At 42.2% G+C, this 15862-nt stretch carries 13 protein-coding genes and 1 other annotated feature; of the genes, 6 read left to right on the top strand and 7 right to left on the bottom strand.

Annotated features, from left to right (window positions below; genetic code table 11):
• Nucleotides 1-909 (bottom strand): proline iminopeptidase-family hydrolase, encoded by a 909-nt coding sequence (locus DTK66_RS00140; RefSeq protein WP_191667383.1) that lies wholly within the window; start codon nt 907-909, stop codon nt 1-3.
• A gap of 290 nt (nt 910-1199) precedes the next feature.
• Nucleotides 1200-2279, bottom strand: coding sequence for a DHHA1 domain-containing protein (locus tag DTK66_RS00135; RefSeq protein WP_191667382.1), 1080 nt, complete (start codon nt 2277-2279; stop codon nt 1200-1202).
• 135 nt (nt 2280-2414) lie between these two features.
• Between DTK66_RS00135 and DTK66_RS00130 the strand changes: the two genes are divergently transcribed.
• A complete protein-coding gene (locus DTK66_RS00130; protein WP_191667381.1) occupies nt 2415-3656 on the top strand; it encodes a DUF2325 domain-containing protein in 1242 nt (413 codons plus the stop codon).
• 63 nt (nt 3657-3719) lie between these two features.
• Nucleotides 3720-3960 (top strand) — a binding site (T-box leader).
• A 51-nt stretch (nt 3961-4011) separates the two neighbouring features.
• Nucleotides 4012-5397 (top strand): branched-chain amino acid transport system II carrier protein, encoded by a 1386-nt coding sequence (gene brnQ / locus DTK66_RS00125; protein ID WP_191667380.1) that lies wholly within the window; start codon nt 4012-4014, stop codon nt 5395-5397.
• Between the two features lie 57 nt (nt 5398-5454).
• Here brnQ and DTK66_RS00120 read toward each other — a convergent pair whose 3' ends face one another.
• From DTK66_RS00120 to DTK66_RS00105, 4 genes are all read right to left on the bottom strand, one after another.
• Complete coding sequence (locus DTK66_RS00120) at nt 5455-6594, bottom strand: glycerate kinase family protein (RefSeq protein ID WP_191667379.1); 1140 nt, start codon at nt 6592-6594, stop codon at nt 5455-5457.
• A 12-nt stretch (nt 6595-6606) separates the two neighbouring features.
• Nucleotides 6607-7200: a glycoside hydrolase family 73 protein gene (locus tag DTK66_RS00115; RefSeq protein WP_153931166.1), complete on the bottom strand. Its 594-nt coding sequence runs from the start codon at nt 7198-7200 to the stop codon at nt 6607-6609.
• Between the two features lie 76 nt (nt 7201-7276).
• Entirely contained in the window at nt 7277-8056 is a 780-nt protein-coding gene (locus DTK66_RS00110) for a putative ABC transporter permease (RefSeq protein ID WP_191667413.1), read from the bottom strand.
• Between the two features lie 53 nt (nt 8057-8109).
• Complete coding sequence (locus DTK66_RS00105; RefSeq protein WP_191667378.1) at nt 8110-9651, bottom strand: ABC-F family ATP-binding cassette domain-containing protein; 1542 nt, start codon at nt 9649-9651, stop codon at nt 8110-8112.
• A gap of 604 nt (nt 9652-10255) precedes the next feature.
• On the opposite strand from DTK66_RS00105, the gene DTK66_RS00100 reads away from it, so the two are divergent.
• On the top strand, nt 10256-11284 hold the full coding sequence (locus DTK66_RS00100; protein ID WP_153931168.1) for a C40 family peptidase: 1029 nt from the start codon (nt 10256-10258) through the stop codon (nt 11282-11284).
• Between the two features lie 64 nt (nt 11285-11348).
• Here DTK66_RS00100 and DTK66_RS00095 read toward each other — a convergent pair whose 3' ends face one another.
• On the bottom strand, nt 11349-12788 hold the full coding sequence (locus DTK66_RS00095) for a family 43 glycosylhydrolase (protein ID WP_191667377.1): 1440 nt from the start codon (nt 12786-12788) through the stop codon (nt 11349-11351).
• Between the two features lie 373 nt (nt 12789-13161).
• Here DTK66_RS00095 and trpX point away from each other — a divergent pair, with 373 nt between their 5' ends.
• From trpX to DTK66_RS00080, 3 genes are read left to right on the top strand one after another with little or no spacing between them, the layout of a single operon-like run.
• On the top strand, nt 13162-14157 hold the full coding sequence (gene trpX / locus DTK66_RS00090) for a tryptophan ABC transporter substrate-binding protein (protein ID WP_191667376.1): 996 nt from the start codon (nt 13162-13164) through the stop codon (nt 14155-14157).
• Nucleotides 14154-15053 (top strand): ABC transporter permease, encoded by a 900-nt coding sequence (locus DTK66_RS00085; RefSeq protein ID WP_153931171.1) that lies wholly within the window; start codon nt 14154-14156, stop codon nt 15051-15053. The genes trpX and DTK66_RS00085 overlap by 4 nt, the downstream gene beginning before the upstream one ends.
• Nucleotides 15046-15810: an ABC transporter ATP-binding protein gene (locus tag DTK66_RS00080; RefSeq protein WP_191667375.1), complete on the top strand. Its 765-nt coding sequence runs from the start codon at nt 15046-15048 to the stop codon at nt 15808-15810. The genes DTK66_RS00085 and DTK66_RS00080 overlap by 8 nt, the downstream gene beginning before the upstream one ends.
• Nucleotides 15811-15862 lie beyond the last annotated feature (52 nt).

Raw genomic sequence — 15862 nt, 5'->3', positions numbered from 1 at the left:
TCACTCACCAAACTTTCCTTGAAAAACATCTGTGAAATAGCGACGCAAATTAGTGAAAAATACTTCTGGATTATCAACCATGTGGTTATGACCACCATTCGGCGTAACAACCAACCGTGCATTAGGAATTGATTTTTGCATCCTTTGCGCTGTCGTAAGCGGCATCGTTTCGTGAGCCCCAAAGGTCAATAACGTCGGCACCTTGATATTATGAATATCATTGCTTCGATCCCATCCATCCAAATCACCGTTGATAATAAATTCATTGTCACCTTGGAAGGTGTTATAAACCGGCTTAGATTGAATATCAATTTGGTGACTCATCTTGGACGGTTGCTTGCGGTTCACATACTCTTTATACATATGGTCAATATATTTACGGTATGCCGGATCTTGATAATCGCCGCGCCGTTCTGTTTCACTCATATACGCAACTTGATAAGGGGCAAATTCATCATTAAGAATTTCTTTTAAGTGCGTTACATAGTCAGCCACATTATCAATCATACTGATAATGATTAAGCCCTTTAAGTGTTCTGGATAGCGGAGCGCATACTCCATTGATAAAAGGCCACCCCATGAATGCCCGGCTAAATAGAATTTTTCTAGACCCAGCTTTTGGCGGACTTCCTCAATTTCACTAATGTAATACTCCATATCCAAATATTGTTTACGGATCTGTGGGTCGCTCCAGTCCGGCGTATCCGAATACCAAGAGCCAAGCTGGTCGTAGGTATGAACGGTAACCCCAAGTGGTTTTAGCTCTAATCCAAATCTTTCGTAAACTTCATGTGTATCTCCGGGACCACCATGCAAGCATAGCAAGTCTTCTGAACCCGCCGTATTTTCTGAATGTGTCCACAGGTGATACCCATTATTTAACGTCATAATATGTGTGCCATCCCACATAAATCTCTCCCTCTTTCTTTTATTAAATTCAGATTAAAGAGATTATAGCAAGATTAAAATTAAAAACAACAGCTAATTTTTTATTAGTGTCGATTTGATGAATCAAAAAATAGTTGCGCTTACATGATAATCATGGGATTAACAACGGTAATTTTTATTTAAAATTAAATTTAAATTTTATTTTTAAAGCAAACCGAAGCTAGCAGCTGAGAAAAATTTTGTTATTCTCAGCCGCTAGCCTCGTTTCTACTCTAAATTGTCTTTTGAATTTAATTATTTCTTGTCATGACCTACTTCTTCCCAAACAAAACTGCCATCTTTGCTGCAACTTCTGGATCAAGATTATCTGCCAGCGTACTTTCCGTGGTCTTTTGTTCATTTTGTTGGTTTGCAATTGTCTGTTTGAGGTCGTCGATAACCGCTTGTTCACCAACTTCAATCGGGTTGACCGTTAAGCGGCCACCAGCAGCATCAGCATGCCCACCCCCGTTGAAATACTTCTCCGCAAATTTAGCAACGTCTAACTTGCCATTGCTACGGAGGGAGATACTAACCGGACTAACCACTAAGGCTGCATCGACCTCTGGATGCTCTTCTAATAGCTCATGGGCAATTTCAGACTTGTAATCACTGGCATACACTACCCCGAATTTATGACCATCAAGTTCGGCAACTAAAACATCTTTCAAATGACTCTTAAGATACTTTGCCCGCCGTTCATTAAGCGTCCGAATCAATAGCCGGTTAGCTTCTTGATACTGTTGCCAACTAGCATTGAAAACATTTTGCACAAACTCTTCTGAATCTTGGAGCGGATAGAACCAAAAGAGCTGGTCAAAATCGTCGGCATCAATCCGTTCTTGCTCGGGCATCTCCGGATCATTTTGCCAATCCCAGGTATCATACGCCCGAATCAGCTCTACAAGGTATGCCAATTCCGTTTGCCGTTGTTGTTCAACCTTATCAAATTTTGGTTGCGTCTTTAGCCAATCCCAAACTAAACTTGTTGCACTCGGGTTAACCGTTGGATCAGCAGGCGAGATACTATTAGCGGCATACTTTTGCCGTAATTCCGCTTCACTTTCATGGTGATCAAAGACGAGCCAATGGTTAGCAAAACGTTCATTAAGCAACTTAAAGGAGTAATCACTATCTGGCGTCATATCCATGATATAAACATCGGTAAAACGGCTGGCCTCTGCTGTTTGCATCCAGCGGCTCAGTTCTTCATCAATCCGTCCTGCCCCACAGTTAGTCATCTCAAATTCGGTATTTTCAAACATTACCGGTTGAAGCGTCTTAAGTAATAATGGTGCTCCAAAACCATCCAAATCATTATGAGAAAATAATTTTATTAACCGTTGTGCCATTTTTTATCCTCGCAATACTTATTTTGCCTTTTATTATACCGTAGAAAGGCGCCTAAACTACACTTAATTACTGACAGCACACTAACATACTGCTATCATTGAAGTTAGTAGCTTATTTTAAGAAAGGAAATCGTCATGCAAATTTATGATTATCGTCAAGAATTAATCGATCTTTTAAACAATACCTCTGCCGATCCGCAAAGTTTATTGCAGACGCAGCGGAGTTTAACCTTGATCCTTAACATCCTCAACCATTACCAACAAAGTACACCAGTAAAGAAGACAACACCCCGCTTTGTGCAACGAAAAGTCCAAACGACGGGGAATGAACTGTCTCCCCATGCCCGTAAGACTTTAAGATCCCTTCTTACCGGGCCATCAATCGACGAAGAAAAAGTCTCCGCTTCAACTACTCCGGTATCGGACGAGCCTGTTGTCCCAGTACCAAAAGAGCCTACCGAAGAAGAACGGCTGGCCGCGGATAATCGGTACATTGTTCACCGCAAACTAAGCGGGGCGGAGATTAACCATCGATACTATTCGGAAGCCCTCCTCCACTCGCTTCCCTTCCCAGTTGAAGATGGTGATATCGCGCAATTAGATTATGACCAAAAAGTTCGTGGTCTTCCTGTTATTCGTCGGATTACGGGAGATCACCTTCGCGAATATACTTCTGAAAAAATTAATGTCATTGAGTATGGGGAATTAAAACAAGTTGCTGGTTCGGATGTTCTCCAGATCAGCAATACCATTAAGGGAAATTCAATCGTGGATGAAGCCCCTGAAAATACCATTGTGATTGACCCCTTCAAATATCCGGGACGGGAAATCAAAGCGGGAATGGTTATCGATTATGCATACTATGACCGCGGCAATGGTCTAGCAGACGCAAAAGATGGTTCCATTCGGTGGATTCATGAAAAGAAAGATTACGATACAACTAAGCAGCCAGCTAAACCAAAAGTCGTTAAAAAACCTTCTAATCCACGGCACGACTATGAAAAGAAACTCGATTACGACCTGCACCAGCGAAAGGTCCTAGTCATCACCGGCATCCGTAATAAGGTTAAGGGGCTAAAACCAGTAATTGATAAACACCATGGTTTATTCCGTGGTTTGGATGCTTCTGCCGAAGAAAAAGTCTCCAGCAGTAAATTAAAACGGGAAATCCGGGACGCTGACTTTGTGGTTGTCTGCATCGATGCCATCCACCACCGCATCAGCCAACTTGCCAATCACCACGCTAAACGTTACGAAAAGCCGCTTGCGATTGCTAACGTCACATCTAATACAGCCGTTGAACGGGCGGTTGCCCGCGCGCTGAACGGTGACCCGGCCTATGCGGAAAGCAGCGAGGATTTGAAAAAATATAAATAATTTTTAATTTACTGTTGACTTTTATTAAAAATCAGTTAGTATTAGTTACAACAATTTAATTATTCGATCGCAATGAGAAAGAAGAGTAGGTTAAACGATAACTTCAGCGAGTCTCGGTTGGTGTGAGGAGACAGTTTTGACTTTAATTGAAAATCACTTTCGAGTCTACAGCTTAAATACCAGTAAGCTGTAGTGGTTACACCCATTATCGTGTCAGCGTATCGCCAGCAATGGCCGTACGTGTGAGGTATTGTTAGCAATAGCAATACAAAGATAGGGTGGTACCACGCTCAGCGTCCCTTAGCCAGTTTGGCTAAGGGACTTTTTTGTTGGGATCAGATTAGGAGGAGAAAACATGCAAGATTTAACATCGCGCAAGTTAACATTCAAAAACTATTTAGTTGTTGCGTCGTTACTTTTCGGATTATTCTTTGGGGCCGGAAACTTGATTTTTCCACTACACCTTGGACAATTAGCCGGTAGTCATTGGGGACCGGCAGCCGTTGGTTTTCTAATCACCGGGGTGTTACTACCGCTACTATCAGTATTAGCTGTTGCTGTTACGCGGGCCGAAGGGGTCTTCGATATCGGTCGGCCGCTCGGGGTTGGTTTTGCCCTTGTGTTCATGGTTCTTATCCATGCCACTATCGGTCCATTATTTGGAACTCCACGGACTGCGACCGTTTCATTCACTGTTGGTCTTGCACCATTCGTTGACAAGCAATACCAATCATTAGCATTGCTATTATTCTCAGCACTATTTTTCGCTGCTGCATTCTTCTTTTCATATCGTGAAAATGACATCCTTGCTAACATCGGGAAGGTATTAAACCCTGTCTTCTTAGTCCTTTTATTCCTTGTTTTCGTTGTTGGTTTCGCCAAGCCGCTTGGTAACCCTGCTACTGCACCAACGACCAGTGCTTACGTTCATGGAGCTTTAACTAACGGTTTCCTTGAAGGATACAACACAATGGATGCTCTTGCCGGTCTTGCGTTTGGGGTTACGGTTGTTACTGCTGTTCGCTCAATGGGTCAACGCACCGAAAAGGATGTTTCCAAGGTTGTTGCTAAAGCCGGTTTACTTTCGATGGGGGCTGTCGCTTTTATCTACTTATTATTGATCCTTCTAGGAGCAATGTCACTTGGGCGGTTCAAGGTCTCTCCTGATGGCGGGGTAGCCTTTAACCAATTAGTTAACGCTTATGCAGGGGCTTTCGGTCAAATCGTTCTTGCATTCTTATTGACAGTTACTTGTCTTACTACTGCTGTTGGGTTGGTTGCAGCCTTTGCTCAAGACTTCCACAAGCACTTCCCAAAGGTTAGCTATCACGCATGGCTTGCCCTTAGCTGCCTTGCTTCATTCCTGACGGCTAACTTCGGATTAGATCAAATCATCGCTTGGTCAACACCAATGTTAATGTTCCTTTACCCATTATCAATGGTTCTTATCCTATTATCGGTTGCATCACCACTCTTCAATCGTGATGGTGTCGTTTACTTCTTCGTGGTCCTCTTCACCGTGGTACCAGCTCTCGGTGATATGGTTGTTGCTTTCCCAGCAGTTGTAAGCCAAAGCGCATTTGGTCAATCAGTTGCGTCACTCCGAAGCACACTGCCACTTGCAAGTATGGGGCTTTCTTGGCTAGTTCCAGCGCTAGTCGGTTTAGTTCTTGGTCTCTTAGTTCATTGGTTCCGTCGTGAGCGGGTTGCTTCCACCAACGTTCAAAGCGAAGCAGATTAATAAGTGTTTCATGGATTATTATAAAAGGGAGTTGCGGAAATTTTCCGTAGCTCCCTTTTATTGCATTTTAATTAATCTTGCGATGTTTTCCGCAACAAGGGCAACATCAGCTTTTGCCTCCCGAATCGCTTGAGTAAGCGACTTAGCGCCATTAGGTGTTGAAAAAATAGCATCAATAAAACCTTCTTCGTACAAGCTTGCCGCGCCGTGACCAATTTTACCAGTCAGCGCAATTACTGGCGCGGTGGGCACAACCTTTTTAGCTACTTTTGCCACACCATAGGGGGTCTTACCAAATTTAGTTTGAAAGTCCATCCCGCCTTCACCTGTAAAAACATAATCACTGCCAACTGCTTTCTCTGCAAGGTGACTGTACTCAGTCACAATTTCAATTCCTTGACGCATTTCAGCATTCGTCAATGCTAATAAGCCAAAGCCAAGACCACCAGCGGCACCACTCCCAGGAGTAAATTCCAAGTTACGGCCAAGGTCCCGGTTAACAATCATCGCAAAATGATGAAGATTTTGATCTAACTGAGCGATCATTCTAGCGGTTGCCCCCTTTTGCGGCCCAAAGACTGTCGCTGCGCCGCTTTTGCCTGTTAACGGGTTGGTCACGTCAGAGGCAATAATTATTTTTGTTTGCTGAAGGCGTGAATCTAATGCCGTGATATCGATGTGGTCAAGATCGGCAAGACCGCCACCACCTGGTTGAATCTCTTGTCCCGCGGATGAAAGCAAGCGCGCCCCTAACGCCTGTGCCATTCCAGCACCACCATCAACAGTTGCGCTTCCGCCGAGACCAATAATAATCTGGTCAACATTTTGATCTAATGCTGCCCGAATTAATTCACCGGTTCCATAGGTTGACGTAAGTAACGGATTTCTTGTTTCTTCATTAATATATTGAATCCCACTCGCCGCTGCCATTTCAATTACGGCCGTTTTACTATTGCCTAATAATCCATATTCAGCCCGCACTATTTCACCGAGCGGCTGGTGAACATTAGCCGTCATAATTTTACCGCCAGTCGCATCAACTAACGATTGGACAGTGCCCTCCCCGCCATCGGCCATGGGAACAACCTCATAATCAGCCTGCGGATAAACTCGCTTCAATCCTGTCGCAATCGCAATTGCAGCTTCTTTTGCCGTCAAGCTTCCTTTAAATGAATCTGGTGCGATTAAAAATTTCATGATTTTTCCTACTTATTTAATATTATCGTATTGTGCGAGATTAAATTTATGAATAGCGTAGATTAACTTGCTGGCATAGTCGGGGTCAGTCGCATAGCCATTGCGCTGTAATTCGATTGCGGAACGTCGGTAATCAGTACCAGTCTGTACGCTGCGGAAACGAGCATGATTATCAGCCGTCCCATTAATAATTAATAGCGTATGCGCCTTAATTGAGTCGGCCCAGCTATTGTAAACCGTGAAATTTTGTTTTACTTGGATATCCCGACCGCGAACGTGTTCAGTCGTATACATCTGCACTTTTTGATCGTCATGATTTGCTTTAATACCGAATAAATTGTTGTACTTATTGGCAAGCTTGCTCCGTCCCCAGTTAGATTCAATTCCAGCCTGAGCAATGGTAATACTTGCCGGAATGTGGTACTTTTTCTGTTCTTGTTGAGCAGCGGGGGCGACTTGGCTAATAAATTCGTTTACCGTAATATCAGCCGGATGTGTTTCCCGCTCCACCTGTGGTGACTGATGAATCACAATTGCCACAATTCCAAATAAAATGATCAAAAATGCCAAGACACTGACACTAATTATTTTTGTTTCCTTTTTCATCATTAAACTTCCTTTGTTTCCGATTGTCGCTATTATAACCAGTTAATATTAATAATGCGAGAATTTGAAATTACCATTATTTACTCTTGAGACCCTTTTTATAATCATTAAAGTACTTACTATCAGTAACTTTCATCTTTGGGAAACTCTTCAACAAACGACGATGGTTCCAGCTTAATTGTTTACTAGCTCCTTCTTGGTTTAAGCGGTGAGCAAATTGATGGTGCCAGTCATGAAGGTGATGTTTGAGAGTCGGACGTTCTTCGGGTGCCGCATCTTTAAGTCGTTTCTCCAGCTTCTTGCGGTATGCCATTGCTCGCTCATCCCACTGTTTGGTAGTCGTATGGAACTTTTTGACACTAATCATAGTCATAACCGTATCTGTCCCCATCACTAAAACAATGATTAAAGCGAGCATCCCGTGGGTCCATGATTCTTCCCAATTAATTACACGTTGGACGACGGGCTGAATAAACTTAACCAATAACACAACCCCGATTCCCCAAAAGAATGAGATTTGCGGGGCAACCCGTCCTTGAATATTTCCTTTTAAATGCGAATAGTCCCATAGTTTCAGATGGAAGAATTTTTCCAGAAACCAACTAGCAACGTATTCAAAAATCGAGGCGACAATAAGCCCTACTATAAATAGTAGAAAAATATTATGTTGGACTGGCTGTGTAGTGATTAAAATCGTTGTTACCGCAAAGCCATACACTGGACAATAAGGGCCAAACAAGAAGCCCCGATAAGCGTAATGGTGATCCTTAAGCGAGCAGTAAAACGTCTCCCATAACCAACCAATAACCGAATAAGTAAAAAATAAGACAATGATTTCAGAAAGCGAATAGGGCAGCATAATTCTTCCCTCCTTTTGAATTCATTGTCTCATAGATATTAGAAATAATCTTATTTCAAGCTAAGTTTTTCCACATTGAGGATCTTATCAAGCCATCCTTCAAAGAAACCCTGCTCATGACTAACGAGAATGAGGTTTCCTGGAAATTCTTGCAAGGCCTTCTTTAGCCCTTCCTTAGTCTCGTCATCCAAGTGATTCGTTGGTTCATCCATAATCAAGAAATTACAAGGCGTTAATTCAAGAATCGCCAACTTAACTTTCGTCTGTTCTCCCCCCGATAGGAGGCTCATTTCTTTCATCGTATTTGCCGCATTAATGCCTGCTCGGGCTAATTTTGTCCGAATTGTTCGTGGCTGCATTGTTGGAAACATGTTCTGAATCGTCTGCAAGGGCGTCAGATTAGGGTCATCCCATTCTAAGTCTTGGTCAAAATAGTTAATCCGTGCAGACGGGGAGAATGTGGCGGTCCCGCTAAGTGCCGGAATCTTTTTAAGAATTGATTTAATCAAAGTAGACTTACCAACCCCATTAAAACCGGTAAATAGCAGTTTCTCGCCCATTGTCATCGAAAAAGTGACCGGTGCTAATAGTGGACGGTTATACCCGACAGATAACTTCTCAACTCGAAGGGCATTAGCAGAGCCTGTATTCTCATACGGAAAGTGGAAAGTTGCCTTAAGGTTATCCTCGGGCGGATCAATCTTCTTCATCCGCGCTAGCATTTTTTCCCGCGATTTAGCCATGGTCGATTTAGAACCGGCCTTATTTTTGCGGATAAATCGTTGCGCCTTTTCGATTACAACTTGTTGCTTTTCATATTCTCGTTCTTGTGCTTCTTTCCGTTCTTCTTTTTGGCGCATTGCCTGTTGGAAGCTTCCGCGATATTTGGTGATTTTGCCAAATGACACATCACAAATCGTATTAGTTACCTTTTCTAGAAAATCATAGTCATGAGAAATGATCATTGCAGCTCCATCAAAGTCATTAAGGTAATTAATCAACCATTCAATATGCGCTGTATCAAGGTAATTTGTCGGCTCATCAAGCAGGATGACATCTGGATTTTCTAAAAGCATCTTAGCGAGAATAATCTTAGATCGCTGCCCACCACTCATTTCAGAGACAATATGCTCCTTGCCAATATCAGTTAAGCCTAACCCATTCATTACCCGTTCTACTTCAGTTTCAATCTCATAAAAATTATTTGCATCAAGCTTTTCTTGAATGCGGCCAGCCTTGGTTAGTAATTCATCATCCATCTTTTCAGCATAGTCCGAATACAACTGATTCATCTGATCATTAAGCCGATATAATTCCGAAAAGGCGGTGTGAAGAAAATCAATCAGTGTCATCCCCGCCGGAATATCAACATACTGGTCTAAATAACCAATTTTGACGCCCTTTTGCCACTTCACGCTACCATCTACCGGCAGTGTCTTACCAATGAGAATTTTGATTAAAGTACTCTTTCCCGCGCCATTTTGACCAACAATCCCCATGTGTTCATGTTTTTCTAGTTGAAAGCTGGCGTCTTCATAGAGCTTTTTATCCGCGTAGCTCATTGTCAGTCCCTCAACATCTAATACTGCCATTATATTCTCCCCTTCTTACTTATTACGAGCTAAAACTGCTATCCATACTATCATATTTTAGGGTTGAGCTTCAATTTATTGGGATATGCTAGTACAATCATCTTTTCTAGAATAAAAAATTTTTTGAAATAAAGTCTTGACTTATATATATATATATATATATATAATACCCACAATCTCAAAAGACATAATCTTGTTACTACACCTTACTGCTGGTGATTTTCTTTCTAAAACAGTGTGCATATGCCAGTAGAGATGTGTAATTATTTTCGGGTTTCTCATTTAGATTACACATTATATGTTTTTTGCGATTTTAAGTTGAAAACTTTTTTCTGTGATCAGCTTAATGATGGGTGTCCTAGGTGCGAAGGGCACCTTCATATTTTTAAAGCTTTTCCCTCCATAAAGAAACACTTAAGCAAAAAATAAACCCACTCCAAATTATTACAGCAACTTAACAATTTTGTAACATTACCCACTTTAAGGTATTTTTCATATCTTCTTCACAATATCATCATATAGTAAAAGAGTGCACAAAAGTTGCATAACATAAAATCAAAAAAATCGAATTCAGGAGTGAATAATTATCGCTAAGAAAAAAACTATGTCTAAAGTTCTTGCTGCCGCATTAGGTGCTGCCGGTGCATTGGCCGTTGCTAACACTGCAAGTGCTGACACCCAAGTTCAAGTACAATCAGGAGACACTGTATGGGGCTTTGCGCAACAGTACTCAACTACTATTGACTCAATCTCATCAGCTAACCAATTGGCTGACCCTAACGTCATTTACGTTGGTCAACAATTAGTTATCCCAACTTCTGCTATCAGTACTGCTTCTGCTGCCGCTACTGTTGCAATGCCAACCGCAACTGACAATGCTACTGCTAGTCAGGCTGCTGTTCAAACAACAGAATCAACGGTTGCTTCTAATGCTCCTGTTGTTTCTGCTACTAACGCAAGCAACGTTGCCGACCAAGCACAACCAATGACTGTTGTTTCTGCTGCATCTGATAACAGTGCCGTTGCTCAAAACAGCGTTGCCGTTCAATCGCAAGCACCTGCCCAAGTAAGCACGGCTAACGTTACTATCAATGCAACCCAAGCAAGTTCAGCTGCTAACAACAACGTTACTACTTTAGCTACAACTGCTACCGCAACGCCAACTCAAACTACATATGCTGCGACTGAAGCTGTTGCTGCTCCACAAAGCAGCACTACTGTACAAAGCACTGCGGCCGTATCTGCTACTCCAGCAACTCAAGCAGCTGCTGGTCAAGGTAACGGTTCCACTGCTTCGGCGGTTGCTACAGCCCAAGCACAACTTGGTACCCCATACGTTTGGGGCGGTAACCAACCAGGTGGTTTTGACTGCTCAGGTTTAGTTCAATACTCATACGGTCTTGGTTCAAACTACCGGACTACATACCAACAAACTAACCTCGGTGCTCACCACACTGATATCCAAAACGCGCAAAGCGGTGACCTCTACTTCTGGGGTCCCGATAGTGCTCCTTACCACGTTGCAATTGCTACTGGTAATGGTGGTTACATCCAAGCACCACAACCTGGTCAAAACGTTCAAACTGGTAACATTAACTACTACACCCCTAGTTTCTACATCAGCATGAACTAGGAGTAAAGCTATAAAATAACCGCAAGGCGCACGTCTTGCGGTTATTTTTTCTGTAATTAACTTTTTATTCACTAACGCTAAATTTAAAAGAAAGAAACTGACTCTTTTTAAGGCCCTTAAATCGAAAACAAACCGAATGAATCCCCGGCGTAATCTTAATTTTTCCAGATGATGATTCCTTATTTATTATTACTTTTCCTGCAATATGCCGATCTAATAGCAGTTCAACTATTCCTTGGCATTTTCCAGTGAAATTAAGGGTTAAATTAAGGCAACATGGGGCTTGGCGAAAATCAAGGTACTTGAACCCCACAATTGATCCGTCACGAAGATTGGTAACACATTGTTGCCGACCTTTAATCATCAAATAAGGGGTCGTTTTCTTTTGACATTTTCCATTACGGTCTAAAAAGACACAGGCGCTAGCGGCTTGATATTGATAATCCCAAGCCAAGCCGCCCTGCCGTTGGACTTGTGAAGTAAACTTTGCCGGACTAAAAGCACCGTTGGGATTCATTTTTAGTTCAACTAGCCATGCCTGTCGGTCAGAATAACGACTTCCTGTTTGCCGATGAAAGTTTTGATAATAATGTCCATTAGCATAAAACATCCCTCCATGGGTCGTTCCAAGGTAGGCAGTCGGTTGATGAAAGGCACTATCCCCTAACGATACTAGAACCCCCTGATACGAAAACGGACCAAATGGACTAACTGCGGTTGCGTAACATAACGCACTAGCTCGCTTCTTTGTTGCATAGTAACTGAGATAATAGCGATCATCATATTTTCTAATAGATGCCCCGTTCTCCATCCGCCAGCCATCGCCATTCATTGCAAAATCCGGTGAAATATAATTCTGAATTTCTGGCGCTTTGACCATCGTCCGCATGTCATTAGGACTTAGCTCCGTCACATAGCAATGCTGATAGCCAAAATATAAAAATAAACGACCATTATCGTATAAAACTGCTGGATCATATGGATAATATGCTAAGTGGTAGTGTGGGATTCCTAACGGCATGGTAAACATTGGCTGGCCTTTCCCAAGTAAAAACTCATCGTCACCATCAACATCGGTTAAATTAGCAGGTCCAGGATAATGAACACGACCTAAATAATTAAACGGGCCGATCGGTTGGTCTGCTACTGCCACCCCTATCCCAGCACCTGACATCCCTACTCCATAATATAAGTACCACCGCCCCTTTACTTCTACTACATCGGGAGCAAATAAATATTTATAAAATGGTAGACACAGCTTATGAGCCATCATTCTTTTAATGTAAGGATCCTGCTGGCGGCGATAAATTATCCCTTCATTTCGCCAAGCACTTAAATCATCAACCGGGGCTGACCAACACTGGTAGTCGCCTTGACAAGGAAATTTAGTTCCTGGTATGTCATGTGAGCCATAAAGATAAACGCGATCACCATAGACTTTCGGCTCACCGTCAGGAATACAAATATTAGCTGGCAAGTATGGATTAACCAATTGCTTTTTCATTTTGAAATACTCCTCGAATCGATTACTATCAAAATTTTACCACTAATCAAGCCACTAATATTTCTAAGTAAATTTTAATAATCCTGTTGACAGTAAAAAGAACATTCGCTATACTTAACAACAATCAATTATGTAGGGAGTAAGTATAATGAACGCATATCAAACTATCAACGTTAATACTCGTTGGCAAAGCCGGTGATTCAGGTTGTTTCGTCATGGATGCGACCTGAAAAGACAGATTGCATCTGTGCCGGCTGAGTTTGATGTTCATTTCAGTCCGCATGGATCCACATGCGGACTTTTTATTTGCCTTTAAAAACGAGAGTCCGTAGGGTGGGCTCTCGTTTTTTATTATTTTGTGAGGTGATATTTTATGAAAAGAATGTACGGCTTAATTGCAATTATTGTCGCTTTTCTTTGTTTCGCATTCTTCAAAGAAAATAATGGTCTGGTAAGCAAACAAAAGGTCCCAACGGTTGGTGTATTAACACTAATGCACCACCCAGCGTTAGATGACATCTACAAAGGCTATGTCGATGAACTTGCTAAGGAAGGCTACCATAATGGCAAGAATATCAAAATTGAATATCAAAATGCCAATGGTGACCAGAGTAATCTCAAGACAATGGCATCCAAATTAGTTAACGATGACTCTACTGTTCTCTTTGGAATTACGACGCCCGCGGCTCAGGCACTAGCTAATTCAACCACTAAAACGCCAATTGTTTTGGGGGCAGTTACTGACCCCAAAGCGGCCGGCTTAGTTAAAAACAATCAACATCCGGGCGGTAATATTACTGGGGTTTCTGACCAAGCGCCAATCCATGAGCAGCTTAACCTAATTAAACAATTTATGCCCCACCTGAAGACCCTTGGTGTAATTTACACGTCCAGCGATGCCTCTGCCGTTGCTGGCTACCACCAGATTAAAAAAGAGTGCCGAAAGATGCACATTAACTTAAAAGCTTATTCAATCGCTAATAGTAACGACTTAAATCAAGTATCAGAACAAATGCTTAGTCAAGTCGATGCTGTAATTGTGCCAACTGACAACACGATTGCGGGGGCAATGCAAACATTAGTCAAGAATGCTGACGCTGCTAATAAGCCAGTCTTCCCCGCTGCTGACACCATGGTTAAGCAAGGCGGAGTTGCAACTTACAGTGTTAACCAGCGGGCATTAGGAGTGCAGGGCGCTAAAATGACGGTAGCGATTTTGAAAGGCAAGTCTAAACCGGCAGATATGCCAATTGAATACATGAAACACGGTACTCCTGTTCTTAACCTTAAGCAGGCCCGCAAACTTAATTTACAAATTCCGCCACAATTTGAAAAGGAAGCGGAAACGAAAGGAGAGGTTTACAAATGAACTTAATCGTATCTTCAATCGGGCAAGGACTACTATGGGCATTACTCGGTCTCGGCCTTTACCTTACATTTAGAATCCTTGATTTTGCTGATATGACGGTTGAAGGAACATTCCCGTTGGGGGCTGCGAGTGCTGTTGCGGCTATTACGCACGGTATCGATCCCTTTTTAGCCACGCTTATTGCCGTAGGGGCGGGAATGATTGCTGGACTAATCACCGGTCTGCTTTATACCAAGGGAAAGATTCCAAGTTTATTAGCCGGAATTTTAACGATGACCGCGGCTTATTCGGTAAATTTACGAATTATGGGAAAATCAAATGTCTCTTTGCTAGGACAAAGAACATTATTTAGCGGCTCTTTCATGCGTAGTCTCCCGCAATACTTTGATGGTATTTTTATCGGCATCGTGACAATCGCAATCGTAACAATTCTTCTTATTTTCTTCCTTGCAACTGACTATGGGCAAGCCTTTATTGCGACTGGTGACAATCCAACAATGGCGAAATCACTAGGAATCCACACTGACACAATGGTAATTATTGGGTTAATGGTGTCCAACGGTATGGTCGGTCTTTGTGGGGCGCTAATTGCCCAAAACAATGGTTATGCGGATATCAATATGGGGATCGGCACTATCGTTATTGCCCTCGCCTCAATTATCATCGGTGAAGTAGCATTTGGCGAATTAACGTTAAATCAGCGACTGGTTGCAGTGACCCTCGGTAGTATTATTTATCGGATCATCTTGCTAGCTGTCCTCCAACTTGGCTTCTCAGCTAATGACTTGAACCTTATTTCATCTGTTGTTCTTGCTATCTGCATGATGCTGCCACAATTAGAAGAACGCATTCACCTTAAAAAGCCAATTTTGAAGGGAGTCCGACCACATGAGTAAACCAATATTAGAATTAAAGGATGTCAAAACCATTGTTAATAAGGGAACCTCAAACGAAACAACGATTCTTAAGGGTCTTAACCTTAAAATCAATGAGGGGGACTTTATCACTATCGTAGGGACAAATGGTGCTGGTAAATCAACCCTGTTTAATGTCATCGGTGGTAACCTTCACGCTGATAGCGGGACTATTCTGCATAACGGCCAAGATATTACTAATACTACTGAAGAACAACGGACCTCATTTCTTTCACGCGTCTTCCAAGATCCTAAACTTGGAACGGCCGCGCGGATGACTGTTGCTGAAAATATGCTTTTAGCTACTAAACGCGGTGAACGTCGGCATCTTATTCCCCGTAAGCTAAAAAGCAATATGGAACGGTTCACTAAACTTGCCGCGACAATGAATAACGGGCTTGAAAATCGTATGAATACTGCAACCGGAGCACTCTCTGGCGGTCAACGACAAGCACTAAGTTTTTTAATGGCTACCTTGAAGCGGCCAGATATTTTACTTCTAGATGAACATACTGCAGCCTTAGACCCGCATACCAGTTTAAACCTTCTTCACGCAACCAATGAGCGAATTACTAAAGACCATTTAACCGCCTTAATGATTACTCATAATCTTGAAGATGCGCTTACCTATGGAAATCGCCTCATTGTCCTCAAAGATGGTGAAATTAAAGCTGATTTCAACGCTGAACAACGGAAAGGTCTCACCGCTGAAAAGCTATATGCTTATTTTGAAGGTTAATTTGACTATATATCATTTTTGGTATATCTTTAATATATCGAAAATGATATAT

The organism is Limosilactobacillus walteri (genome assembly GCF_014830205.1).
In the GTDB taxonomy this organism is placed as follows: Bacteria; Bacillota; Bacilli; order Lactobacillales; family Lactobacillaceae; genus Limosilactobacillus; species Limosilactobacillus walteri.
The sequence above is the reverse complement of the archived record's forward strand: the minus strand, read 5'-3'. Positions and strand labels throughout refer to the sequence as shown.